This is a genomic window from Sinomicrobium oceani (genome assembly GCF_900119185.1).
Lineage (GTDB): Bacteria > Bacteroidota > Bacteroidia > Flavobacteriales > Flavobacteriaceae > Sinomicrobium > Sinomicrobium oceani.
On the sequence record NZ_FPJE01000006.1, the window covers coordinates 16,659 to 42,348 of the forward strand.

Sequence of the window (25,690 nt, forward strand, 5' to 3'; positions counted from 1 at the left end):
TGGCAATTCCCGGGATATTTTTGACCGATAAGATTATTAATGAATAATCAGAGGGGAGCTTGTACCGATATTTTGAGATCGAGACACTACACCGTGGGGGAAGCAAAAAAATCTTGAGGTATAGCCCGCTTACAACAAAAGCAGAAGTAATCGTCTTGTGCGTTGGTATTGAAGTTTATAGAGTGTTAAAGTGATAATAACAAACGATACTTTCGAGCTGGAGAACATAAACTTCGTACTCACGAAGATGCCGAAGAACATAAAAAGGCGGAACTTTCCGGAGGGACTTTTACATGGACAGTATGTTGGGGCGGACATTATAGCGGGTATTTTACGGACACTGTTATTAGGGAATATCTTGAAGAAAATTTGTAGGGAGTAGAATAATTTACAAAAAAAGCTGTTTCAATTATAAAGAAGTAGCTTTTTTTAATCTTACCGAAGACAACTTTTAGGACATGAATACTTTTGAAAAAATAAAAAGCGGTATTCCGAAAACAGTCAGTATTCCTGCCGGACTCGAAAAATTATGTCATTGGACGGACACTCATGGCTATCCTATCAGCGGATGTTTTGAGCTGAGCGCGGATGACGGGGAAACCATTACATCCTGGATGGGTTTTGATAAGGTATCGGATAGGTTTGGTGTGTTCGGGAATGGCCCGGATGGTTCCCTGTATGCCTTCTGGATCAATGACAATGCTGATCAGAAAATCGTGCACCTCGGATCGGAAGGAGAAGAGCTTTACATTCTTGCCGAAGATTTTACAGATTTTCTGAGATTACTGGCCATAGGATATGACGAAATAGGATTTTCAGATATGGATATGACCCTGGAAGAGTGGAATGATATCCTGGATGTCGAAAAAGATTATGGTGCTAATCCGGAATTCCGCGAATGGGTGATATCAGAATTTGAGGTGTCCATACCCGAAAGAGGCCATGAGATTGCAGATATGAACGACAGGTCTTTTGCGGAATGGATCGAAAACCAATTGGAAAAATATACTTCTGCTGCCGATTGATACAGCGGCAGCCCTGTTGTATAAAGAAAGACCTCCGGGATATATGATCGGAGAGGCTTTAGCAGTAAAATTATTATTCCGGATATCGTTCTCCGTAATAACCGGGAAATAATATAGTCCGATAAGCGTCCTAATTGAGTTTTACATTTTTTAGTGTAACGCCTTTGAGTATCGTACTGAAATAATTTCCCTGTGGATATGAATTATTCTCTGAAAATGATTGACTATAGCTTGCGAAAGTCGCTTTTTCAAAAGAAAGGACCATGGCAGGTTCTTTGCGGTACTTGAAATACACATGTATCGTTCCCGACCACGCTTGCGGTTGATGGACTATCCATTGTAACAGCAGTGTGTTGGGAGCGTTGTTGATAACACCTGATAACGACATATCCGCAGGTCCGGACAATTCGTGCCGATCGTTATACGAAGAGGGAAAGTTATAGGCTGTCTGGCGCAGGGAATAGTGTACTGTGGTATTGTTATCTTTTTAAGGTAAGATTTATGCGGTCCATAACATCGGTGTACATATGGTCGTATTGTGCATGGGTTGTGGTTGTTCATGATACACAAAGCAAGGTCAATAAAATTATAATGGTTTTTTTCATAGTTACAGATGTAAAGACGATCTGAGAACAGGACTATGAGACCATCAGATTATACTTTTTTGTTTTGTCTATTTATTTGAAAGGTAGTTTTTTGTGTGGTTATAAGAGCAGTTTTTAAATACCGGATCATAAAATTCCAGAATCTTTCCTAATTCCTGTATTTACTTTGCGTATAGAATTAGTGAAATATTCATCGTTATCCTTATTTAAGAAGTCATATAGTGTATGGCTTTTCTGGGAAATTAACATTACGGAAAATGTCTGTAAGAGCAGGATTTTATATAATACTTTTCATATTTTTTTCTATTACCGCCAAGGCACAGATAGCGCCTCCCGGACTTGGGGATGTCAATAGTTCGGCATGGTTTGCCGTCGGGGTAAAAGAAGATCTTTTTGCGGAAAAGAACATCACATCTACAACTTTTGTCGGTATAGGTACGACCAATAGTCCGGAAGATCATAATCCGCTGGATCGCGGGACGATCTATGTGATTAACCAGGAGGTCGAACACCAGTTTGCCAGACACTGGAAATATTCCGGGGCACTGAGTTACCGCTGGCAAAACCAGTTCGATGAAGCAGATCCATACGACGGACGGCAGGAAATCCGTTTATACGGACGTTATTCTTACCTGCATCCCGCCGAATTTGTGAGTTTTTCATTTACATTCCGGCCTGAGTTGCGTTTGTTTTACGATACGGCGTTTGACCCGTATAAAAAAAGCGCGCAGTTCCGGACCCGTTTCAGCGGAAAAATGAGTGTGAATCTCAGTGCGGATAAGGCGCACAAGCTGGTCACCATGGCCGAAGTTTTGCTTTCTTCGGATAAAAAAGAGAATTGGGGCGTATGGGAATACGGCGAAAGCAGATTTTCTGTATATTATTCCCTTCATTTACCCAAATACAAAGCTACTCTGAATTTCGGATACATGAACAACCTGCTTGGTAAGGACTTTTACAGGGATGCTCACTATGTTGCATTTGATATTGTATTACATAATATTTTCCGGAAAGGATAGCGTTCCGAAATGGGATATCAGGAGGAATTCCGTACAAATTCTACATGCTGTTAGAACTTCTTCTAAAACTTAATTTATAAATTCGATTTACAGTTGTCTTAGTTTAGCAGCTAATTTAACAGAATCCTTTTCGGGGTCAAAACCTGAAAAGGAACCAGTGAATTCGGAATTTTAAAACCAACCAAATCACAGTTCAGCGATGAAAGTACAAAAAGGATTATTTACGACTTTTGCCATAATGGTTTCCCTGTATGCCGTAAAAGCACAGGATGGTTTTTCGGGGATTATAGCTGCCGGTGAAAAAGATGCCAATACGTTGATGAGGGCCTACATAGCACCTGCTATGGAAGGACTTGTGTATGCTGCAAACGGTGGCTGGGCCACTACAGCTAAAACACATAAAAAACTTGGTTTTGATGTGACTTTAGCAGTGAATGCCGCAATGGTACCTTCCGGTAAAGAAGTATTCCGTATTTCCGGATTGCAGTTTGAAAATGACATCAGTGGTATGCCCGATGTTACGCCTACGGTTGCGGGAGATACACAACCTGCCGAGGTGAGTATCCGGTTGAGGGATAGCGGGGAAACGGCTACTTTTACTATGCCCGAAGGCATAGGTGACGATATTCCTCTCCATGCCATGCCTGCTCCCGTAATACAGGTAGGTATGGGATTAATAAAAAATACGGACCTCATGGTTCGTTTTGTTCCGAAAGTGGGTTGGAATGATGTCAGGGCCAACCAGTTTGGGATGGGGATAAAACATGATCTTATCCAGTATTTCGGGGCTCTGGAAAAACTACCGCTTCATGTATCGCTCCTTGCCGCTTTTTCCAGTATGAAAGTAGATTACGATATCGAAGAAGGAGAAGCGTATGACGGAACCGGACAAAGAGCAGAATTTAAGTTGGGGACCTATACCATACAGGGACTGGCATCACTCGATTTTCCTTTTATTTCGGTTTTTGGGAGCCTCGGATACTCAGGGGGAACATCGAGGTTGAACGTCTTGGGGACTTACGAAGTGGATTACCAGGTGGCAGGTGTATTTTCACGTACGCAGACCTTTACCGACCCTATCGGGCTGAAATATGGGGTAGGAAGTATGCGGGCCGGAATAGGAGCAAGGCTCAACCTGGCTTTTTTCAAACTATTTGCAGAGTACGCTATGCAGGAATATAATATGATTACTGCCGGGATCGCCTTCAGTTTCAGGTAAAATATAAGTAAGAGTATAAGGAAAGGCGGTTTTAAGACCGTCTTTTTTACTTTTCCGGAAGTTGTTTTTCTCTGCCCGTGTTTTTTACTAACTTCCCTTTCCGATAAACCGTATCATTACGGCCCGAATCTCAAAATATATAGCATGGATTTCGACAGACTGTTTCGTTTTTTACACGATCTCAATAACAACAACCACAAAGAGTGGATGGATACCCACAGGGCAGCCTACCATCAGGTTCGGGATGACTATAAGCAATGGGTGGAAGCATTGGATGCGGAACTTGCGGAGATAGATCCGGAGTATGAACATACGCCTCCGGGTAGGGCACTGAACAGGATTAATAACAACCTTCTGTATCATCCGGACAGGCCTGTATATAAAGACCATTTCGGGGTGGTGATGGATAAGATACCGGGGAAGAGCGAATTTTATATCCATCTCGGGATATCGGAGTCTTTTATTGCCGGAGGGTTCTTCCGGCCGGAAAGGGAGATCCTGTCCAGCATCCGGGATGCGATAGATTATAACGGGGAAGTGCTGGAAGATATCCTGAATAAACCATCTTTTCGGAAGTTGTTTCCCGACGGGCTCTATAACGATCGTCTGAAGACAACGCCTAAGGGATACCATAAAACGCATCCCCACATCCGGCTTCTGCGTAACAAGAGTTATGTGGTGACCCATAATTTAACACAAACAGAGATCACATCTCCCGGGTTCAGGGATAAGGTGATCTCTGTGTACAGGGAGTTAATTCCCTTTCGTGATTACCTGAATACGGCGATTACCGTATAGCGGTTTATTTGGCAGGAAAGCCAGGGCTCTCTTTTACTTCTTCGATCTGTAACGTATGGCGTGCACCGTGCGCGGCTATGAGTAAAGTGTATTGGTAAGCATCGATCGGCCCCATAGGAGAATCGGCAACATGATTACGCAACTCTTCAATAGGTGTATCCTTTATAAACTTCAGGATTTCTTTACGTTGTTTTTCAAAATCTTTCAGCGCGGTTTTGGTGTCGGTGTACGTGCTGGCAGGCTGTATAGGTTCCGGGGCCTTGGCTTTATAGCTTCGGTCTGTCATGGTTTTGATCAGGTCTTCATCGGTGATTTTTATTTCCTCGCGCCGTTCCGGGTTTGCCGGTGCTTCCATCAGTTTTTTGATGTTTTCGAATAAAAAAGCCTCCGTAAGGATGATGTGTTCCAGACATTGGTTTATAGACCAGGATTCGGGTTTCGGCTGATAGCCCAGTTGGTCCTTGCTCAGTCCTTTGATACTTCCGGTCAGTTTCTTTGCGGTCTCCTTGTAATAATCGAGGAGGAATTGTTTGTCCCCGGCTTCCGTTCCGGACTTCACGGAAGTGGACAGCATATATCCCGGAGCAAAAGCTGTCAGGGTGAGAAAAGATACGATAAGAATAGCTGTTTTTTTCATGGTTTTTGTTTTAAAGTTAAGGCAGTTTCCGGTAGGGTTCCGATTTCCTGAAAGGAATAAGTTGGCGAAGGCGTTCATCACAGAGATAGACCCCAAGCCATATCAACACCCCGAAAATGACAGAAAAGTAAACCGGTTGTTCCACCCGGAAATGTGTGGCTGTTGCGCCACCGAGATATCCCGTGAGCAGAATGGCTCCAAGTACGGAAGTCCGCGGAATGAGATAGACCACAGTACACAGTAGCAGGGTTACTCCCATGGGAATGACCGTGTTTTCCGGGTAGCCCAGCTCGACACTCCCTTCCACCGAGGGGGCCGCCTTTACAATTTTCATAATGGCATCCAGAAGGAGGAACAGGGAGAGGAGTATACTGATGACTTTTCCCGTCCAGAACATTTTCTTCGGAACTTTTTTTGAGATTTCCGGTGGTGTTTCCATAATATCTTTGGTTTTTTATTGATAAAATAAAGGACTTTGTCGTATAAAGATAGTGTTTTTATTGTGTTTTGATTTGTATGACAAAGGAAGTGAGCTCCTTTATTTTGAGATCTTTAAAGTTGCTGAATACATATATATCGCAAAAAGCATAGGTTGTTTTATCGGACGAATGCATCGCTCCATGTACACAGGCTATTTTTCCATGCGTAATGATGTGTTTGATCTCCAGATCGAATTTGTCTTCGCTCTTCATGGTTTCCAGAGCTGCCGAGAAAGCTTCTTCACCTTGTATTATGCGGTTGCCTGTCATATTCCATACGATATCTTCCGAAACATGTGCTCTTATAAACGAGATGTTGTTTTCGGAAAAAGCACGGTTGAACTCCCGGAGGAAATTTTCTTTTGCCGTCATATTGCTGTTTTTTGCATGTACTATTGTTGTTGCGCTTTGTTGCCTTCGAAACTGATCATCCACGGGATCCCGAATTTATCGGTAAAAGAGCCGTAGCGTTCTGCCCAGAAAGTTTCGGCCAAAGGCATTTCGGTTTTCCCCCCTTCCGTCAGGGCGTTCCACAGGCGCTCGCATTCCGTCAGACTTTCCGGGTTCAGTACGATATACATATTATTACCCTGTTGCAATTGCTGCCCCAGACATTCCAGGGAATCGGTTCCCATTAAAATGGTATTTTTTCCTATGGGAATAGCGATATGGCCTATTTTGTTCCGGTCTTCTTCAGAAAATTCTTCCATTCCCGGCATGTCCGGGAAATCTTTGAAACGCATCACCATGAGAAATTCGGTATTGAAAACAGCCTTGTAAAAAGTGAAGGCCTGTTCTGTCTTTCCCGCAAAATTGAGATAAATACTTACGTTGTCCATGATCACTGTTTTTTTAGAGATGTGGGTTATAAAATGTTTAGTATTCGTATGTTATGGTATAGCAAAGCTCGGAAAGAAATCCCGTTTCCACAGTGTGTATAACTGCCATAATCGGGGGGTGTTTGTGACAAAAGATGATTTCTGACGAAACAACGGAGCACATAGTAAGTGTCGAGAAAATAGGGCAAAATCCCGGGAAGTGAAAAAGACGTATTACCCGGAAGCCACTCCCGGGATAACATGGATGAAAATAGAGGGTAAGCGGTATGGGAAAACCGGTAGTGCCTGATCCGGGTTAGGGGATATTCAGGTATTTATGGGTCTGAAGGGAAACTTTCCACCTCGGGTTTTTCATGACAAAGGTTACGATCTCCGGGATCATTTTATCCCTTCGGCTCCATTCCGGTTGCAGATATAGGATACAGTCTTTATTGACTTTCGCCGCCTGCTCTTCGGCAAAATCAAAGTCGTGTTTGTTGTATATGATCACTTTCAGTTCATCTGCCTTCTCGTAGACCTCGTCTACCGGAAGCTTTATTTTTTTGGGAGAAAGACATATCCAGTCCCATATTCCGGTGAGCGGATAGGCCCCGGATGTTTCTATATGGGTTTTTAGTCCCCGGGCTTTTAATCCTGATGTCAGCGGAGCCATATTCCAGGTAAGCGGTTCTCCACCGGTGATTACGATGGTATCGGAATGCCGGGCAGCATTTTCTATGATGTGCTCAACGGCGGTTGGGGGGTGGGTCTCGGCGTTCCAGCTCTCCTTAACATCACACCAATGGCAACCTACATCACATCCGCCTACACGGATAAAGTATGCAGCCGTTCCTTTGTGATACCCCTCTCCCTGTATGGTATAGAACTCTTCCATTAAAGGAAGCATTAATCCCTTTCCTACCAATTCCGAAACCTCTTCTTTTATCATGCCGCAAAGATACGACAAGAAGTCGGAAGTGTGAAGCGGAGTTTCTTTCTTATCAAAGAAGTATGGGTATATGTACTATATTAAGAGACTTCCTGTTCCGGATTTTTGAAAAATTAACCTATTTTTATAAAAAAAATAATAGATGAGCCGGGAAGAAAGCTTTTTAAAAGACATTGCGGAGGGCTATGCCATCCAGGGAGATGCCATAGTTCTCGGGGCTGCGATGCTCGACGGGGAACCCGTTGCCGATGCCTTGGTACAAATACCTTTGAAAATGTTCAATCGTCACGGACTCATTGCCGGGGCTACGGGAACAGGAAAGACCAAAACATTACAAATCCTGTCCGAGCACCTTTCAAGTCAAGGTATCCCCGTATTACAAATGGATATTAAGGGCGATCTGAGCGGAATAGCAAAACCCGGCGAAGCATCGGATTTTATTAAAGACCGGCATGAGAAAATAGGACTGCCTTACGAATCTCAGGGTGCCCCGGTAGAATTGATGACAATTTCGGATCAGGATGGGGTGAGGCTCAGGGCTACCATTTCCGAGTTCGGACCGGTACTGTTGTCCCGTATCCTGGATCTCAACGACACCCAGGCCGGGGTCATGGCCGTAGTATTCAAGTATTGCGACGATAACCATTTTCCTTTACTGGACCTCAAGGACCTTAAAAAAACGTTGCAGTATATCACCAATGAGGGGAAAAAGGAGATCGAAAAGGAATACGGCAGGATATCTGCAGCATCCACAGGTGCCATACTCAGAAAACTGATAGAACTCGAACAACAGGGCGCCGAACTTTTTTTCGGAGAACGTTCTTTTGAAATCGAAGATCTGATGCGAATCGACGAACAGGGGAAAGGGTATGTAAATATTATCCGGCTTACGGATATTCAGGACAGGCCCAAACTGTTTTCTACGTTCATGCTCAGTCTTTTGGCAGAAATGTATAACACGATGCCTGAACAGGGGGATACCGACAGGCCCGAGCTGGTGGTTTTCATCGATGAGGCCCACCTGATCTTCGACGAGGCGAGCAAGGCACTACTCGATCAGATAGAAAGTATAGTAAAGCTGATCCGTTCCAAGGGCGTAGGACTTTATTTCTGTACGCAACTCCCTACCGATGTGCCCGATGCGGTACTTTCGCAGTTAGGTTTAAAAATCCAGCATGCATTAAGGGCCTTTACGGCTAAAGACCGGAAAGCCATAAAGCTTACGGCGGAGAATTATCCGGTGAGCAATTATTATGATACGGCAACGGCGTTGACTTCTTTGGGGACGGGGGAAGCCCTGGTGACGGGACTGAATGAGAAGGGAAGACCGACACCGTTGGCCGCTACGATGCTCAGGGCGCCTATGAGTCGTATGGATGTACTGACAGCCGGAGAGATCAGTGAGATTATTGCAGGCTCCGGACTTCGTAAAAAATACAATGAAGTTATTGACCGCGAGAGTGCTTATGAGATACTCGACAGTAAGATCGAGCAGGCAGAAAGCAAGGAAGCCCGGGAACAGGCTGCTAAAGAACAGGAAAAAGCTGCAAAATCCGCATCAGGACGGTCGTCCGGTCGCATGAATCCCTGGATAAAGCTTTTTACAAGTGCCACTTTTATACGCGGAGTGTTCGGAGTGCTAAATAAACTTACCCGTAATACCTCTTCTTACAGGGGAAAATAACAAGGGGTGCTCCCTCCTGGTTATATATGTTTTTAATACGTAATTGCAAGATTACGATTTTGGGAAGGTAAATAAAATCATAATTATATTATATGAATACACATGTAGGAAGCCGGATAAAAATCCGGCTTTTTTTATACAAAAAATCAAACTGCATGCTTTGTACAGGGAAGACCACTAAATTTATGGAACAAAATAGACGCGCGCAAAACTATCTTGTAAATCCAAACGATTCATTAACCTTTAAAACATTTTATTATGAAAAATCTTGAAAACTATGGTGTACAGGAACTCGAACTTTCCGAAATGCAAAATATAGACGGAAGCTTTATTCCGCTTGTTATTTTCGGAGTAGCCTATACCGCAGCACAGGTAGCTACCGGTATGGGAATAGCTTTCGGAGCAGGAGTAACCATAGGGGCGGCCGCGTATCTTGCCGGCAGATAGTCAATAATCATAAAATTAATAAATTACAACCATGAAAAATTCATTAACTTTAGACGATTATAACGTTCAGGAACTTACCGGCGAGCAGCTGGTTGAAACAGAAGGAGGAGCTGTACCCGCAGTAGTAGTAGGGGTAGCTCTGGTAGGAGGTGCCTTTGTAGCCGGACTGGCTGTAGGTGCTCTTGCTGCCTGGGCTGTTTATGAAATAACGCATTAAATCTGTTCATAATCATAACACCTTCCCGGAAGGGCTCATACCTTTCCGGGAAAACCCAAAACCTATTTACTTATGGAACGACATGAAATTATGAGTCTTGCTTTCAAGATGTTCTTTGTAGGGACGATCATCGGAGCATTTATATTTCTGGCCGTGATCTGGTGAAGGAAAAAGAAAAAGTGCCCATAGTGCACTTTTTTCTTTACAGATCCTCGTCCGTAATTGGTTTGTTCAGGATCTTACTTCTTACCTCGTTAAAATAACTCCTGCCTATGGTAAAACGTTGCCCGCCGATTTCAATACTGTTTCCCTCCAGGGCATCTATTTTTTCCAGAGATACCGTGTAAGAACGGTGGATACGGATAAATTTATCTGCCGGTAGTTCTTCAGTGAAACTGCTCAGTGTCTGGTGCACGATATATTTCCCGGTATGTGTGTTGATCTTGATATAGTCCTTCAGGCTTTCTATGATCGTAATTTCATCCAGGAAGATCTTTTTCATTTTCTTTTTGTCGATCTTGATAAAAATAAACTTCCGCTCTCCCGGATCTCCGAATTCGTTTTTATGTTGCATGGTACGCATGCGAAAGGCTTTGTTTACTCCCATTACAAACCTGTGGAGCGGAATAGGTTTGATGAGGTAATCCAGTACTTCGAGTTCGTAGCTTTCCACAGCGTGTTCTTGGTAAGCCGTGGTAATGATGACCATGGGTTTGACACTCATGCTTTTGAGGAGATGGAGGCCATTCATCACCGGCATGTTGATGTCCAGGAAAATGAGGTCTACTTCGTTTTCCCGCATGAAATCCATACTTTCTAGCGCATTGCCGAATGTGGCAATGAGCTCCAGACCTTTGGTCTGTCCGATATAGTTTTTCAGTACGTTAATAGCCAGAGGTTCATCATCAATTACGATACATCGTATAACCATGTTGTGTTACTTTTGGAGTTAGCCCGTTTTCGTTAACCGGAAAAGCTCAGCCAACTTTTATTTTTAAATCTACTATATATTTATGGTCTTTCTCATAGATGTTCAGGTCATATTCATGTTTTTTGTATCCCAGGGCCAGTCTTTTTTTAACGTTTTTGATGCCTATTCCCCCCGAAGGTTTTCCGGCGGGACTCATATTTTCAAAGGGCTGGAGGGGTATGGTGTTAGCAACTTTAAAGTACAGGTAATCGCCTTCGACAAGAAAATAGATATCTATACACACCTCTTCGATATTTTTATTGGCACCATGCTTAAAACAATTCTCAATAAATGATAGTAAAAGCATCGGAGGAATCTTTTTACCTTCAATATCACCGGAAATCTCCATGTTTATTTTAAGGGAATCCCCGTATCGCATCCGTTCCAGATCGAGATAATTCTGCAGACATAAGATCTCTTTGGATAAACTCTGTTTTCGCTGTTTGGTCTCATAAAGCAGGTAGCGCATCAATTCGGAAAGTTTCAGTATGGTTTCCGGTGTTTTTTTGGATTGTTCTATAGACAAAGAATAAATATTGTTCAGGGTGTTGAAAAAGAAATGGGGAGAGACCTGGGTGCGGAGAAAACGCAGCTCGGTTTCCAGTTGTACCCTTTCCAGTTCGGAGGCCCTTTTGTGTTCCCGGAGCCAATCGGCAGTGATCTTTATGGCTGTGACAAAAGACACCACGTACAGTTCTCCGAGCATCATCTGCATGACATAATTAAAAGACAGCGTCGTGGTTTCTTCCGGTCCTTCCGGCCATACGTTGGTACTGATCAGGAAATACGTCAGATAAAACTTCACCAGAACCATCACAAAAATAGCTAAGAATATGCCTGCAGTGTACGATACGAACTTCTTCCGGTAGATGAGCTTCGGCATCAGGTAATAGAGGTTGAAGTAACACAGGGTCATATGGATCGGAAAGCCCACGATGTTCGCTTTCAGGGAATACCAGTAATCGTGATAGTAACTTCCCCAGCGCAGGGTGTTGAAAAGAAAATAAACCAGCCAGAAAATAATATGGTGCTTAGTCTCTATGCGGTAATTAGCGGAGAGATTAAAATCGAAAAAGATTCCTGATTTTTCGTTTTTTGCCATAATTCTTTTACACCTTTTCCGGAGGTGTGTGCTACATTTTTGAGCCGTCTTGCCGCGTTTCCTTATTTTGCCGGAGATGGCTTTTTTCCTTTCCGGGCCGGAAACCGTGCCGCGTCTTTTGCGCCTTATATTCTAAGTGACTTTTATGACGTTTGGCTCTTAAAAAATGTTGTTGGTCTAAATTTATTCTTTAAGTTCTCAAAAATATAAATATTTGGTAACATCCCCGAGGATTAAATTTATACATAATCCATCTCCAAAGCAACCGGATGAATAGGTATCGGGTTAATGATAAGTAGATTAGAGGGATGCAATTAACAAATAAAGACGGACTCCACAAACTATTGTATGAAAAAAAAATGTGCTTCTTACGCATTACTCGGAATGATGTGTGCCCTGGTCTCCTGTGGCGGGGGTGAGAAAAAGGAAAAAAGCGAAACAGAAGAAAAAACACCCGAACTCACACAATATGCCGATCCTTTTATAGGTACCGGCGATCACGGGCATACCTATCCCGGAGCTACGGTGCCTTACGGGATGATACAGCTCAGCCCCGATAACGGTACTGCTGGTTGGGACTGGTGTTCCGGATATCATTATACCGACTCCATAGCTGTGGGCTTCGGTCACCTGCACCTGAGTGGTACGGGGATCGGCGACCTGGCAGACCTGCTTTTTATGCCGGTAAACAAAGAAGTCGATCTGTCTGTCAAGATAGCTTCGCGCGACGATTATCCCTTCAAATCGAGATACACTCACGAAAACGAAACGGCAACCCCCGGATACTATCAGGTGTACCTGGAAGACCACAGGATCAATGCAGAACTCACGACATCCGAAAGAACCGGGTTCCACCGTTATACCTTTTCCGAAAATGATCCGCAATCCGTAGTCGTCGATCTCGGATTTGCAATCAATTGGGATAAGGCCGTAGATACCAGGATTACGGTAGAAGACGAAACCACGATCAGCGGATATCGCCACAGTACCGGATGGGCCAAAAACCAGAAATTGTTTTTTGTAGCGCAATTCTCCAAACCGATTACCGGGCATAATCTCTACGCCGAATCGAAGCGCGTAGAAGGAGCAGAAGAAGTAACCGCTGCGAAAACTTCTGCGCAATTGTTCTTTGATGAAAAAACCGGCGATACGCTCGAAGTAAAACTGAGCCTTTCTTCCGTAAGTATCGATAATGCCAGGGAGAATATGAAAGAACGCGAAGGATTTGATTTTGATGCGGTAAGAGCCGATGCCGACAAAATATGGAATACGACCCTGGATAAAATAGAAATCGAAACTCCGGTAGATTCCCTGAAAACCATTTTCTATACAGCATTGTATCATACCCGTCTGGCTCCTGTTACGTTCAGTGATGCAAACGGGCAATTCCGCCTGCAGAACGATAGCATCGTAACGGCCAAAGACTATACAGCATATTCCACCTTGTCTCTCTGGGATACGTTTCGTGCCGCACAACCGTTGATGACATTACTCGATGCCGATAAAGTATCTGATATCATCAATTCCATGCTGGTGTATTATGCCGAGAACAAAACACTTCCGGTATGGACATTGTACGGTAACGAAACCTATACCATGACCGGAAATCACGCCATTCCGGTTATTGCGGAAGCTATACTTAAGGGGATTGGTGGTTTCGATAAGGAAAAATCTTTCGAGGCCATGAAAGTAACCATGATGAAAGACGAAGAAAGCCGGGGGACTAAGTTTTATAAAGAATTCGGATATGTTCCTTATAACCTTTTGGACGAGTCTGTTACCATTACACTCGAATTTGCTTATGACGACTGGTGTATAGCACAGGTGGCCAAAAAACTGGGTAAGCAGGAAGACTACAAATACTTTATGGAAAGATCGAATGCCTTTAAACATCTTTACGATGTCGAAACCGGGTTTATGCGTGGAAAATCGGACAAGGGAAAGTGGCATGAGCCTTTCGATCCTAAGCTTTCCATTCACAGAAAAGGTACCGACTATACCGAAGGAAATGCATGGCAGCACAGCTGGTTCGTACTTCATGATGTAGACGGACTGATAGAACTTCACGGAGGCAAAAAGCCCTTTACCGATATGCTGGAGCAGTTATTTACCGAGAGTTCCGAGATCAATGGAGGGGATGCCTCTCCCGATATCTCAGGACTGATCGGACAGTATGCACATGGTAACGAACCGAGTCATCATATTGCTTACATGTTCAATATTGCCGGAGAACCGTGGCGTACCCAGTACTGGGTGAGAGAGATCCTCAACACGCAGTATGATACTACCCCTGCAGGATTGAGCGGAAATGAAGATTGCGGACAAATGTCGGCCTGGTATGTGTTCAGTGCTATGGGAATCTATCCTTATAACCCCTCTTCCGGTACGTACCAGATAGGAAGTCCCTTGTTTGAGAAATCCGTTATCAAAGTTTCGGATGATAAGACTTTTACCATAAAGGCAAACAAGGTGTCCGATAAAAACATATACATTCAGTCGGCCACAATCAACGGTAAAGAACTGAACAGGACCTTTATTACACACGAAGAAATGATTTCCGGTGGAGAACTGGAATTCGAAATGGGGCCCGAACCGAATAAGAACTGGGGTGTAAGTGCCGAAAAACAGGTAGATGAATAGTGTAGATGTTCTTATTATTGCCCTGTATATCATCTTAACCCTTTCTATCGGGGTCTGGGTGTCGAGAAAGGCATCCAAGGGGCTTGATGGATATTTCCTCGGAGGGAACACTATAAAATGGTATTATCTCGGACTCAGCAACGGGTCCGGGATGTTCGACGTTTCCGGAACTGCCTGGATGGTCGGAATATTATTTCTGTATGGTGTAAAGAGTTTCATGTTCATGTGGATGTGGCCGATCTGGAACCAGATCTTTGTCATGGTGTTCCTGGCGGCCTGGATCAGGCGGTCCAACATCATGACCGGCTCCGAATGGATACTCACCCGTTTCGGCGATGACCGTGCGGGGAGAGCATCGCACCTGATTGTTGCCGTATTCGCCGTAGTGGCGGCGGTAGGCTTTATCGCCTATTTTTTTGAAGGTGTCGGAAAATTTATGACCATTATACTTCCATGGGACTTGTCTCTCACCTTAGGTAATATGCTTCTGCTCACATCCGAGCAGGCATATGCACTGACTATCATTCTGCTTACCACCATATACACCATTAAGGGAGGGATGTACTCCGTGGTGGCTACGGAAGTACTGCAATACCTGATCATGGTGCTTGCCGGTGTGCTTATAGCAGTATATGCATTTATAGCCGTAAGCGATGCGCAGATCGCCGAGTTTATTCCGGCTGAATGGAAGAATATCTTTTTCGGTAACGAACTGGAGGGATTCTGGGATGGCAAACTGGCTACCTTTAACGAACTCATCGATACCCAGGGGTATAAAATGTTCGGTGCTTTTATCGGGATGACACTGCTCAAAGGCTTTTTTGCCAGTGTAGCAGGGCCCACTCCGAGTTATGATATGCAACGTATACTTTCTACCAGGAGTGTAAAAGATGCTGCGTATATGAGCGGATTCACCAATCTTGTGCTCTTTATACCCAGGTATCTTCTCATTGCGGGTATTGTTATTATAGGTCTTGTTTACATAGGGCCTTCTATGGCCGCATCCGGATCGGTCACTTCCAACGACCTGGAAATGATCCTTCCCAAAGTAATTAATAACCATGTCCCTGTAGGGATCAAAGGCTTGCTGCTCGCCGGTCTTCTGGCGGCATTTATGTCGACATTTTCCGCTTTCGTAAATTCGGGGCCGGCCTATATTGTCAATGACATCTACAAAAAGTATTTCAGACCCAAAGCGCCGGACAGGCATTATATAACCGCCAGTCATATAGCTTCTTTCTTCGTGGTTATTCTCGGTGTGATCATGGGCTTTTTTGCCGAGTCGATCAACTCCATTACCTTGTGGATTACCAGTGCGTTGTACGGAGGATATGTCGCAGCGAATTTCCTGAAATGGATCTGGTGGCGGTTTAACGGATGGGGATATTTCTGGGGGATGCTTTCCGGGTTGATCATCGCTACGTTGCAATTCCTGATGGATCATAACAAGGGCAGCTTTGCCGAAGGGTCTTTTCTCTATGAGGCAGCCAATATCCCGGCCATATACCTGTTCCCGGTCATTTTCGGTTTTTCGCTGCTTGGATGTATTCTCGGAACACTTCTTACGCCCGCGACAAATGTGGAGACGCTGAAGCAGTTTTATACCAATGTAAGGCCCTGGGGATGGTGGAAGCCGGTGTATATGCAATTGAAGGCATCGGGTAGTGATATCCGGGAAAACAAGAATTTCGGCATGGACATGCTCAATTGTGCCATCGGTATCGTATGGCAGTCGAGTATGATACTGCTCCCCGTATTTTTTATGGTCAGGGCTTATTCCAAAGCCCTGATATGGTTCGCTATATTTGCCGTAACTTCGGCCATACTGAAGTATACCTGGCTTGATAAAGTACGGAAATACAAAGATTAAAAAAAGTCTAATACCTAACATTCAGATATCATATGAATACTATTCCATGGCAGGATAAACCGGAAAATTGTAAGGACGTAATGTGGCGTTACAGTGCAAACCCTATTATAGACAGGTACGCCATTCCTTCATCCAACAGTATTTTTAACAGTGCCGTAGTACCTTTCGGAGACGGATTTGCCGGAGTCTTCCGGTGCGATAACAAGGCGGTACAAATGAATATTTTTGCCGGTTTCAGTAAGGACGGAATACACTGGGATATAGAGCATGAACCGATAGTTTTCGTTCCCGGTAATACAGAGATGATAGATTCGGATTACAAATACGATCCGAGGGTAACGTTTATCGAAGACCGTTACTGGATTACCTGGTGCAACGGATACCATGGTCCGACCATAGGTATCGGTTATACTTTCGATTTCAAAGAGTTTCACCAATGTGAAAATGCATTTCTGCCTTTTAACCGAAACGGCGTGCTGTTTCCAGAAAAGATCAACGGCAGATATGCCATGCTGAGCAGGCCGAGTGACAACGGGCATACCCCTTTCGGAGATATCTATATCAGCTATAGTCCGGATATGAAATACTGGGGCGAGCATCGTTGTGTGATGAAAGTAACCCCTTTCGTGGACAGTGCCTGGCAATGTACCAAGATCGGAGCAGGGCCTATCCCGATCCTTACCGACGAAGGCTGGCTGACATTCTATCACGGGGTGATCAATACCTGTAACGGTTTCCGGTATTCTGTAGGAGCTGCCTTGCTGGATAAGAATGAGCCTGAGAAAGTAAAATACAGAACACAGCCCTATTTGCTGGCACCTGCGGAGACATACGAAATGGTAGGAGATGTGCCTAATGTGGTTTTTCCCTGTGCAGCATTACATTCGCACGAAGAAGATAAGCTGGCCTTGTATTACGGAGCCGCAGATACTGTAACAGCTATGGCTTTTGGGCGTATCAGCGAGATCGTCCGGTTTGTCAAAGAAAACAGCTTGTAAAACAGACAGAAAGTTATGGATAGTATAAACCAACCGGAATTCTACCGACAAAAAAGTTCCCTCTTTTTTACGGCGATCTTTTCGCTGCTCTGCTTCGGTGCCTTTGCCCAGCAGAAGATAGTGGCACCCAGGCAGTATACGGCTTTTAGAACTTCCGAAGCTATGAATATAGACGGAAAAGCAGACGAGGAAGCCTGGGAAAAAGCAGTTTGGAGTGCGGATTTTATAGATATCGAGGGTGTCAGAACCCCGACCTATAAAACCAATGTAAAAATGTTATGGGACGAAGAGTACCTGTATTTCTATGCCGAAATGGAAGAACCCCATGTGTGGGGCAACCTCAAGCAAAGAGATACCGTGATTTTCTACAATAACGATTTTGAGATCTTTATAGACCCGGACGGTGATACCCATAACTACATGGAATTTGAAATCAATGCCCTGAATACCATCTGGGATTTGTACCTTGTAAAACCTTATCGCGAAAGCGCACCGGTGATCGATAGCTGGGATATACAGGGAATCAAAACGGCCGTACATATCAACGGAACGCTGAACAATCCGGAAGATACCGACAAAGGGTGGAGTGTCGAGATTGCCATGCCCTGGAAAGTGCTTTCCGAAGCGAATACCCTCGCCACGAAGGAAGTCCCGGAAAATGAGTTCTGGCGAATCAATTTTTCCCGTGTCAACTGGGACTTCGACCTTGAAAACAACAGGTACGCGCGCAAGAAGGATAAGGACGGCAAGTATCTGCCGGAATACAATTGGGTGTGGTCTCCGCAGTGGGTGATCAACATGCACGAACCTGAGTGGTGGGGATATGTGTATTTTTCTGCCGCTACGCCCGGAAGCAAGGATGAGTTCCGTATTCCGGAAGACGAAAAGATCAAATGGGAACTCTATGCCCTGTACCGCAAGCAGAAAAAACATTTTCAGGAATCGGGAGACTGGATAACTTCCGTAAAACAATTGGTGGAACACCCCGTAATTATCGGTGGGAAATCCGTTAAAATTGCCCTGGAAGTACATAGTGAGGGATGGAACCTGATCGCGGTAAGTCCCTTCACGGGGAAGCAACTTGTGCTCCGGGAGGACGGAAAGTTCAGTGCCAGAAAAGAAAATACCGGAAAGTAACCCGGAATATCCGTAGCATAATATTTACCAATACCTAAAACCAATAAATACACACAGATGAAACTCTTAAAACTCACCATGCTTTTTACCCTGGTCTGTCTTGTTTCCTGCGGAAAACAGGAAAAGGCAGCGGATGTAAAAGAACAAAAAGACACGACCGGCCATACGGATTCCAAAGCATTTAAATATTGGACTTGGATCACTGCCGATGCCAAGAGGGATGATGACTCCTATAAAAAAGAATTTACCCGTTATAAGGACAACGGGCTCGATGCCGTATTGATCAATACCAATACCGACCCGGAGCTGTTGGGAAGACTGACCCCTTTGGCACGTGAAGCCGGACTGGAAGTTCATGCCTGGCTGATGGCCATGAACAGGCCCGGAGATTCCGTGGCTTTACAACATCCGGACTGGTATGCTGTGAGCCGTGAAGGAAATTCGTGTTTTGATCACAGACCCTACGTAGATTATTACCAGTGGCTCTGCCCCACAAAAGAAGATTCGAGGAACCACGTACTCGGACTTGTCGAAGGCCTTGCCAAAGTAGAAGGAGTGGCCAGCGTACACCTGGACTACATCCGTTTCCCCGATATTTTTCTTCCTATAGGGTTGCTCCCCAAGTACGATTTGGAGCAGAAAACGGAGCTTCCCGAGTTCGATTTTTGTTATTGTGATGCCTGTGTAGCCGAATTTGAGAAAATACATCATAAAAATCCGAAGGAATTCGAAGATCCTGCCCTTGATATGGAATGGAAGCAATTCCGTCTGAACAAGATCAGAGCTGTCGTAAACGATGCTTATAAGATAGCTCACGACCATGGAAAAATACTCACGGCAGCCGTTTTCCCTTACCCGGAAATGGCCGATCACATGGTTCGCCAGCGTTGGGACAAATGGGATATCGATGTAGTGCTTCCGATGATCTATCACAATTTCTACAACGAAGAAACCGATTGGATAGGATTTGCGACCAGGCAGGGTGTTGAAGACCTCAAAAACAAGAAAACCGAATTACATACCGGTATCTATGTGCCGGAAATGTCTCCTTCTGAGATTAAGGAAGCTGTAAAGCTGGCTAAAGATAACGGGGCGAAAGGTGTATCGTTCTTTGACGGTCCTGCACTTACCGATGATATGCTCAGGGCGATAAAAGAGACCAAAGAAGGAAAATAGTACTTCTTTAATGTCGAATGAAAAGTTTCGGAAACAAAAAGATGTAGAACAGTAAGTATGCCTGCAATGATAGACAGACGTAAATTTATTACAAAGACAGCCCTTGGCACCGTAGCAGTCGGAACGCTTTACAGCTGTGTGGATAACGGAATCAAACCTCACGATCCCCAACAGAAGAACGGAGCTGTTAAGGAGGGAGAAAAGAAAGTAAAGAAACCGGTATTGATCTCGACCTGGAATCACGGTTTGCCGGCTAATGAAGAAGCCTGGAAAACCCTGAAAAACGGCGGATCGGGACTCGATGCTGTCGAGGCCGGAGTAAAAGTTGCCGAAGCCGATCCGAAAGTATCCAGCGTAGGATATGGCGGATGGCCCGACAGGGACGGTAAGGTGACTCTCGATGCCTGTATCATGGACCACGAATTCAATTGTGGTTCCGTAGCCTTTTTACAGAATATAAAACATCCCATTTCCGTAGCCCGGAAAGTTATGGAGAAAACCCCGCATATCATGCTGGTAGGAGAAGGCGCAAAACAGTTTGCCCTGGAACAGGGGTTCAAAGAAGAAAACCTGCTTACTCCTGAGGCCGAAAAAGCATACCGGGAGTGGTTGCAGAAATCGGAGTACAAACCGGTGATCAACATCGAAAACCACGACACCATAAGCATGCTGGCTATTGACGAAAACGGGGATCTTTCCGGTGCATGTACTACCAGTGGGGCAGCCTGGAAAGTACACGGAAGAGTAGGAGACTCTCCGATTATCGGTGCCGGTCTTTTTCTCGATAATGAGGTCGGCAGTGCAGCTGCCACAGGACTCGGGGAAGCCGTAATACGTACCTCAGGCAGTGCAATGGTCGTAGAGCTTATGCGTCAGGGTAAAAGTCCCTATGAGGCTTGTAAGGAAATCGTGGAACGTATCCACAAAATCTACAGGAACCGCCCGGACCTGGAATATCTCCAGATCGGCTTTATTGCCCTGAACAAACAGGGAGAATACGGGGCGTACTGCCTGCGCCCCGGTTTCAACTATGCCGTTTACGACGAAGAGCATGGGAACCGTCTTATCGACGGGGAATACGAAATATCATAATCTTTTTGACAGACCTGTGGAGGCCCGGTTTTAGGGTCTCGCAGGTTTCTTATACCAGTCGGACCTTCCGGTTTCTCCATGCAGAAATATAGTTTCGGATATCCGTATCCCGGAAACAAACCCATTAAAAAATGAAAATAAAACCGATATACTTCACGTTACTGGTCCTGGCCGCGTGGATTTCCGGATGCGACCGTTCGGAAAAAATTACCTTTACAAAAAGTGATATCAACATCATACCGCAACCGCGGGAACTTCACCTGCAGGACGGGGCCTTTGTCTTTGACAAAAAGACCGTTTTTGTAGCCGGAGAAGAATCACATAAAATAGCGTCGATCCTGACATCGAAATTCCGTACGGTTGCAGGGTGGGAACCCGCCATTACCTCTTCCGCTCCCGAAAGTAATTACGTTGAGTTCAGGGAAGACAGTGGTATGGACCATGAAGCCTATACGCTGGAGGTTACCGCGGATCATATCGCCATTACTGCTGCCGGTTATTCCGGTTACCTGTACGGCCTGGAGACGCTGAGATTGTTACTGCCAGCAGCCATAGAAAGCCGGGACCTGCAAGAAGGTGTCACCTGGGCAGTACCAGCCGTAACGATCAACGATAGCCCGGAATACCCCTGGAGAGGACTTATGCTCGATGTATCCAGGCATTTTTTTCCTAAAGATTATGTACTTAAGGTCATAGACCGGCTGGCCATGCACAAAATGAATGTCCTTCATTTTCACCTGGTAGACGACCAGGGGTGGCGTATAGAAATTAAAAAATATCCTAAGCTGACCGGAGTAGGGGCATACCGGGTAGACAAGGAAGACATGCACTGGAATGCACGTCCTGTTCCGGACCCTTCCGAAAAAGCGACTTACGGAGGATTTTACACTCAGGAAGATATCCGTGAGATCGTGGCCTATGCCAAAGATAAAGGGGTAGAAGTCGTACCCGAAATAGAAATGCCTGCGCATGTGATGAGCGCCATAGCGTCCTATCCGGAATTATCGTGTAAAGGAGAGCCTATCATGGTACCTTCGGGAGGTGTATGGCCCATTACCGATATTTATTGTGCAGGAAAGGAATCTACTTTCGAATTTCTCGAAAACGTGCTTGCTGAAGTCATGGAACTCTTTCCTTCACGCTACATTCACGTGGGTGGTGACGAAGCCACCAAGACCAACTGGAAAACCTGTCCGCATTGCCAGAAGAGAATCAAGGAAGAAGGACTTGCCGATGTGGATGAACTCCAAAGCTATTTCATGAAACGTATGGAACGGTTTGTCAGCTCCAAAGGACGGATCATGCTGGGATGGGACGAAATACTCGAAGGCGGACTGGCCCCCGGGGCTACCGTCATGAGCTGGCGTGGTATAGAAGGCGGATGGGAAGCCTCCGCCCAGGGACATGATGTCGTCATGACCCCGGTGTCTCATTGTTATTTTGATTACTACCAGGGACCGCAGGATTCCGAACCTATGGCTTTTAATGCCTATCTCCCCTTGAGTAAAGTCTATGAGTTTGATCCCGTAGTCGATTCTATGAGTGTGGAACAGGTCGCACATGTTCTCGGAGGACAGGCCAACCTGTGGTCGGAATATATCCCTACAACCTCCCATTCCGAATATATGCTTTATCCCAGGCTTAACGCGTTGTCCGAAACCCTGTGGAGTCCGAAAGAGAAAAGAGATTGGGAAGATTTTTCATCAAGAGTACAGCATCTGTTCGGACGTTACGATATACTCGGTATCAACTATGCCAAAAGTGCTTATACTATTACGGCAGATGCTTCGGTAGATGCCAACCAGGAGGTGACCGTAGCCTTGAAAACCGAATTTCCGGATACCGATATCAGGTATGTTCTCAATGATGAAGCGCTGGACAAGGCCGTTAAATACACCGAACCTGTACAAATTACAGAGACGACAACCGTAAAGGCTTCCCTGTTCGAAAATGACAAATCCGTGGGTAATGTATTTGAGCGTACGTTTACCTGGCATAAGGGCGTAGGGAAAAAAGTGGCTTACACCCGGGAGTGGAACAAGAATTATCCCGGAGCAGGCACATCCAATATGGTTAATGTCCTGCGGGGAAGCAAGGATTTTCACGACGGACAATGGCAGGCCTGGATAGGTCATGACATGGAAGTCGTTATCGACCTGGAAAACGCTTCCGGTATTCGAAAGGTTGCGGTCGGAGCCATGGAAAATCAGGGAGCCGGAATCTACTACCCGGTCCGTGTCGAGGTTTACCTCTCCGAAAATGGAAAAAGCTTCACCAAAGCCGGCGAGATACAACGGGATTATGCCAAAAACGGCAGTGCGGATATCAAGGATTTCGAAGTGGATTTTCCGGAGCAATCCGCACGTTATGTAAAGGTTAAAGTTACAAATCAGGGGAAAACCCCATTAGGTGGTAATACCTGGCTTTTTGTCGATGAGATCGTAGTGGAATAATAATCTCTCCGGGAGAGTGCAGGGCAGTGTCCTGTAGAAACAAATTATAATATGAAGACATTAAAAATAGCATCTGTAAGCTTTCTGATTTCTCTTTTCAGCGGATACGCACAGGAAAAACCCGTAGATTATGTCAACCCTTTTATAGGGACTTCCAATTTCGGAGCGACTAATCCGGGGGCTATCGCCCCGAGGGGAATGGCCAGTGTATCGCCTTTTAATGTGGCGGGAAAACATAATGTACTCGAGAAAGACAGTCGATGGCTGTCCAACCCGTATGTTAATGAAAACACTTTCCTCACCGGTTTTACCCATGTCAACCTCAGTGGGGTCGGTTGCCCGGATCTGGGAGTAGTTATTACAATGCCTACTACGGGAGGATTGGAAACCGATCACCTCAAATACGGTACGACTTATACCGGTGAAGAGGCCAGGGCAGGTTATTATGCCGTAAACCTTTCGCGTTACCACATCAAGGCAGAAGCTACGGCCAGTACGCGAACGGGAATAACACGATATACGTTTCCGGCGGGAAAATCGAATATCCTCCTCAACCTCGGTCTCGGTCTTACCAACGAACTGGGAGCTATGGCCAAAGTGGTATCTCCTACGGAGATCGAAGGAATGCGTACCGTAGGTTCGTTTTGTTATAACAGCCCGGAACAGGCATACCCGGTATACTTTGTAGCCCGATTTTCTATTCCTGCCGAGGAATTCGGTATTTGGAAAAAACCGGCTACCTATGATGGGGTCGAAGCACAATGGATGACTTATAACGGGAAAACCCGAATAATGAAAGGCTTTACCCGGGAGGTTATAGGCGATAGTATAGGCGCGTATTTCCGTTATGATTTCAAAGAAACCACGCAGGTGGAAGTACAGATAGGCGTATCGTATGTAAGCATAGCCAATGCGAGGGAGAACCTCGACCGGGAAGCCGGGGGACTCTCCTTTGATGAGGTCTACGAAAAAACGCGGAATGCATGGAACGAACAGCTTTCCAGGATTGAAGTGGAAGGCGGGACCACGGATGATAAGACCATTTTCTACACCGCATTATACCACACACTTATTCATCCTAATATCTTTAACGACAGCAATGGCGAATATCCCGAAATCGCCACAGGAAAGACGGGTAAAACCGATAAGCGAAGGTTTACGGTATTTTCTCTGTGGGACACCTATCGCAATTACCACCAGTTTATGAGCCTGGTTTACCCCGATCAGCAACTGGAAATGGTGAAGAGTATGCTCGATATGTACGATGAAAACGGTTGGTTGCCCAAATGGGAGCTGAATGCTACCGAGACATTTACTATGGTCGGTGATCCGGCATCCGTAGTTCTGGCAGATACATATCTCCGCGGGTTGAAGGGCTTCGACGTGGAAAAGGCTTATAAGGCGATGAAAAAAGGGGCTACGACGATAGAAAACAATCCGTTGCGCCCAGGGTTGGATGACTATGTCCGCGATGGGTTTGTCAATACCGAAAGTCCGGTCGACGGTTCAGTTTCTACAACCCAGGAGTACAATATTTCCGACTATGCCATAGCACAACTGGCAAGGGCACTCGGAAAAAAGGAAGACCACAAACTGTTTACGGAACGGTCCCTGTCCTATCGGAAACTGTTTGATAAGAAGCTGAAAGTACTGCGTCCCCGCACCTCCGACGGAAGCTGGTACGAACCTTTCGATCCCTTGAAAGGAGCTAACTTCGAGAAAAATGTAGGATTTATCGAAGGGAATGCCTGGCAATATGTCTTTATGGCTCCTCACGATGTCAAAGGACTGATAAGGCTGGTGGGAGGAAACCGGAACTTTGTCAAACAACTCGATTATATTTTTGACGAAGGACATTACGATATGGCCAACGAACCTGATATCGCATATCCCTTTCTGTACAACTATGTAAAAGGTAGCGAATGGAAGGCCCAGGAAAGGGTGAGAGCGCTGCTGGATACTTATTATAAAAATACTCCGGACGGATTACCCGGTAATGACGATACGGGAACGATGTCGGCCTGGGCGATCTATGCTATGATGGGGATTTATCCGATAACACCCGCCGATCCGGTCTACACTTTTGTGACTCCCCGGTTCGATAAGGTTATCATTCATCTCGATACCGATTACTATTCCAAAGACAAACTCATACTCTCCTGTGAAAATCCGGGAGAAGGAACATACATCCGTAAGATCAGGATAGGAAACCGGGAACATACAGGCTATTTTATTTCCGATAAGGAATTGCTGAATGCCGGGGAGATATCTTTTGAACTGACTGACAAAAAATAGAGAAGCAACTCCGTCGATGCCGGGTAGTTCCGTGCATCCTTGATGTCGGGGTGTGTTTGT

Annotated in this window: 23 protein-coding genes; 15 read left to right on the forward strand and 8 right to left on the reverse strand. The window is 45.2% G+C overall.

All coding sequences use genetic code 11. The features are described 5' to 3' along the window. The first annotated feature begins 458 nt into the window (after nt 1-458). Complete coding sequence (locus BT112_RS06555) at nt 459-1,025, forward strand: SMI1/KNR4 family protein (RefSeq protein ID WP_072316563.1); 567 nt, start codon at nt 459-461, stop codon at nt 1,023-1,025. Between the two features lie 130 nt (nt 1,026-1,155). On the opposite strand, the gene tssD is transcribed toward BT112_RS06555, so the two are convergent. Beyond that, nucleotides 1,156-1,413, reverse strand: a complete 258-nt coding sequence (tssD, locus tag BT112_RS21590; RefSeq protein ID WP_139276035.1) for a type VI secretion system tube protein TssD — start codon at nt 1,411-1,413, stop codon at nt 1,156-1,158. Nucleotides 1,414-1,887: 474 nt separating this feature from the next. Between tssD and BT112_RS06560 the strand changes: the two genes are divergently transcribed. From BT112_RS06560 to BT112_RS06570, 3 genes are all read left to right on the forward strand, one after another. Beyond that, complete coding sequence (locus tag BT112_RS06560) at nt 1,888-2,649, forward strand: DUF2490 domain-containing protein (RefSeq protein WP_072316564.1); 762 nt, start codon at nt 1,888-1,890, stop codon at nt 2,647-2,649. 199 nt (nt 2,650-2,848) lie between these two features. Continuing rightward, nucleotides 2,849-3,868 (forward strand): DUF6588 family protein, encoded by a 1,020-nt coding sequence (locus BT112_RS06565; RefSeq protein ID WP_072316565.1) that lies wholly within the window; start codon nt 2,849-2,851, stop codon nt 3,866-3,868. Between the two features lie 144 nt (nt 3,869-4,012). Beyond that, the gene (locus BT112_RS06570) at nt 4,013-4,666 is read left to right on the forward strand and encodes a DUF2461 domain-containing protein (protein WP_072316566.1); all 654 of its coding nucleotides are present in this window, start codon (nt 4,013-4,015) and stop codon (nt 4,664-4,666) included. A 4-nt stretch (nt 4,667-4,670) separates the two neighbouring features. Here the strand turns inward: BT112_RS06570 and BT112_RS06575 are convergent, their stop codons facing one another. The 5 genes from BT112_RS06575 to BT112_RS06595 form a co-directional block, all read right to left on the reverse strand. Then, entirely contained in the window at nt 4,671-5,303 is a 633-nt protein-coding gene (locus BT112_RS06575) for a DinB family protein (protein ID WP_217652333.1), read from the reverse strand. Nucleotides 5,304-5,319: 16 nt separating this feature from the next. Then, nucleotides 5,320-5,742, reverse strand: coding sequence for a DoxX family protein (locus BT112_RS06580; protein ID WP_072316567.1), 423 nt, complete (start codon nt 5,740-5,742; stop codon nt 5,320-5,322). A 58-nt stretch (nt 5,743-5,800) separates the two neighbouring features. After that, entirely contained in the window at nt 5,801-6,154 is a 354-nt protein-coding gene (locus BT112_RS06585) for a nuclear transport factor 2 family protein (RefSeq protein WP_072316568.1), read from the reverse strand. A gap of 20 nt (nt 6,155-6,174) precedes the next feature. Further along, complete coding sequence (locus BT112_RS06590; RefSeq protein ID WP_072316569.1) at nt 6,175-6,621, reverse strand: VOC family protein; 447 nt, start codon at nt 6,619-6,621, stop codon at nt 6,175-6,177. 295 nt (nt 6,622-6,916) lie between these two features. Next, a complete protein-coding gene (locus BT112_RS06595) occupies nt 6,917-7,549 on the reverse strand; it encodes a 7-carboxy-7-deazaguanine synthase QueE (protein ID WP_072316570.1) in 633 nt (210 codons plus the stop codon). A 142-nt stretch (nt 7,550-7,691) separates the two neighbouring features. Between BT112_RS06595 and BT112_RS06600 the strand changes: the two genes are divergently transcribed. The 3 genes from BT112_RS06600 to BT112_RS06610 all read left to right on the forward strand — a co-directional run bounded on the left by BT112_RS06600 (nt 7,692) and on the right by BT112_RS06610 (nt 9,897). Beyond that, nucleotides 7,692-9,233: a helicase HerA-like domain-containing protein gene (locus BT112_RS06600; RefSeq protein WP_072316571.1), complete on the forward strand. Its 1,542-nt coding sequence runs from the start codon at nt 7,692-7,694 to the stop codon at nt 9,231-9,233. Between the two features lie 258 nt (nt 9,234-9,491). Next, nucleotides 9,492-9,680: a hypothetical protein gene (locus BT112_RS06605; protein WP_072316572.1), complete on the forward strand. Its 189-nt coding sequence runs from the start codon at nt 9,492-9,494 to the stop codon at nt 9,678-9,680. A 31-nt stretch (nt 9,681-9,711) separates the two neighbouring features. Beyond that, nucleotides 9,712-9,897, forward strand: coding sequence for a class IIb bacteriocin, lactobin A/cerein 7B family (locus tag BT112_RS06610; protein ID WP_072316573.1), 186 nt, complete (start codon nt 9,712-9,714; stop codon nt 9,895-9,897). Between the two features lie 202 nt (nt 9,898-10,099). On the opposite strand, the gene BT112_RS06615 is transcribed toward BT112_RS06610, so the two are convergent. Both BT112_RS06615 and BT112_RS06620 read right to left on the reverse strand, forming a co-directional pair. Further along, on the reverse strand, nt 10,100-10,828 hold the full coding sequence (locus BT112_RS06615; RefSeq protein ID WP_072316574.1) for a LytR/AlgR family response regulator transcription factor: 729 nt from the start codon (nt 10,826-10,828) through the stop codon (nt 10,100-10,102). Between the two features lie 46 nt (nt 10,829-10,874). Continuing rightward, nucleotides 10,875-11,969 (reverse strand): sensor histidine kinase, encoded by a 1,095-nt coding sequence (locus BT112_RS06620; RefSeq protein WP_072316575.1) that lies wholly within the window; start codon nt 11,967-11,969, stop codon nt 10,875-10,877. 348 nt (nt 11,970-12,317) lie between these two features. Here BT112_RS06620 and BT112_RS06625 point away from each other — a divergent pair, with 348 nt between their 5' ends. The 8 genes from BT112_RS06625 (at nt 12,318) to BT112_RS06660 (ending at nt 25,630) form a co-directional block, all read left to right on the forward strand. After that, entirely contained in the window at nt 12,318-14,609 is a 2,292-nt protein-coding gene (locus BT112_RS06625) for a GH92 family glycosyl hydrolase (protein ID WP_072316576.1), read from the forward strand. After that, nucleotides 14,602-16,479, forward strand: coding sequence for a sodium:solute symporter family protein (locus BT112_RS06630; protein WP_072316577.1), 1,878 nt, complete (start codon nt 14,602-14,604; stop codon nt 16,477-16,479). Before BT112_RS06625 ends, BT112_RS06630 begins: the two co-directional genes overlap by 8 nt. Before the next feature lie 32 nt (nt 16,480-16,511). After that, nucleotides 16,512-17,477, forward strand: coding sequence for a glycoside hydrolase family 130 protein (locus BT112_RS06635; protein WP_072316578.1), 966 nt, complete (start codon nt 16,512-16,514; stop codon nt 17,475-17,477). 15 nt (nt 17,478-17,492) lie between these two features. Next, nucleotides 17,493-18,614, forward strand: a complete 1,122-nt coding sequence (locus BT112_RS06640) for a carbohydrate-binding family 9-like protein (RefSeq protein ID WP_072316579.1) — start codon at nt 17,493-17,495, stop codon at nt 18,612-18,614. A 57-nt stretch (nt 18,615-18,671) separates the two neighbouring features. After that, nucleotides 18,672-19,790 (forward strand): putative glycoside hydrolase, encoded by a 1,119-nt coding sequence (locus tag BT112_RS06645; RefSeq protein WP_072316580.1) that lies wholly within the window; start codon nt 18,672-18,674, stop codon nt 19,788-19,790. Between the two features lie 66 nt (nt 19,791-19,856). Next, complete coding sequence (locus tag BT112_RS06650; RefSeq protein ID WP_083564814.1) at nt 19,857-20,882, forward strand: glycosylasparaginase; 1,026 nt, start codon at nt 19,857-19,859, stop codon at nt 20,880-20,882. 131 nt (nt 20,883-21,013) lie between these two features. Continuing rightward, complete coding sequence (locus tag BT112_RS06655; protein WP_072316581.1) at nt 21,014-23,335, forward strand: glycoside hydrolase family 20 protein; 2,322 nt, start codon at nt 21,014-21,016, stop codon at nt 23,333-23,335. Between the two features lie 51 nt (nt 23,336-23,386). Further along, nucleotides 23,387-25,630 carry a GH92 family glycosyl hydrolase gene (locus BT112_RS06660; protein WP_072316582.1) on the forward strand — a complete coding sequence of 748 codons (2,244 nt, stop codon included), beginning with the start codon at nt 23,387-23,389 and terminating at the stop codon, nt 25,628-25,630. The last annotated feature ends 60 nt before the right edge of the window (nt 25,631-25,690 follow it).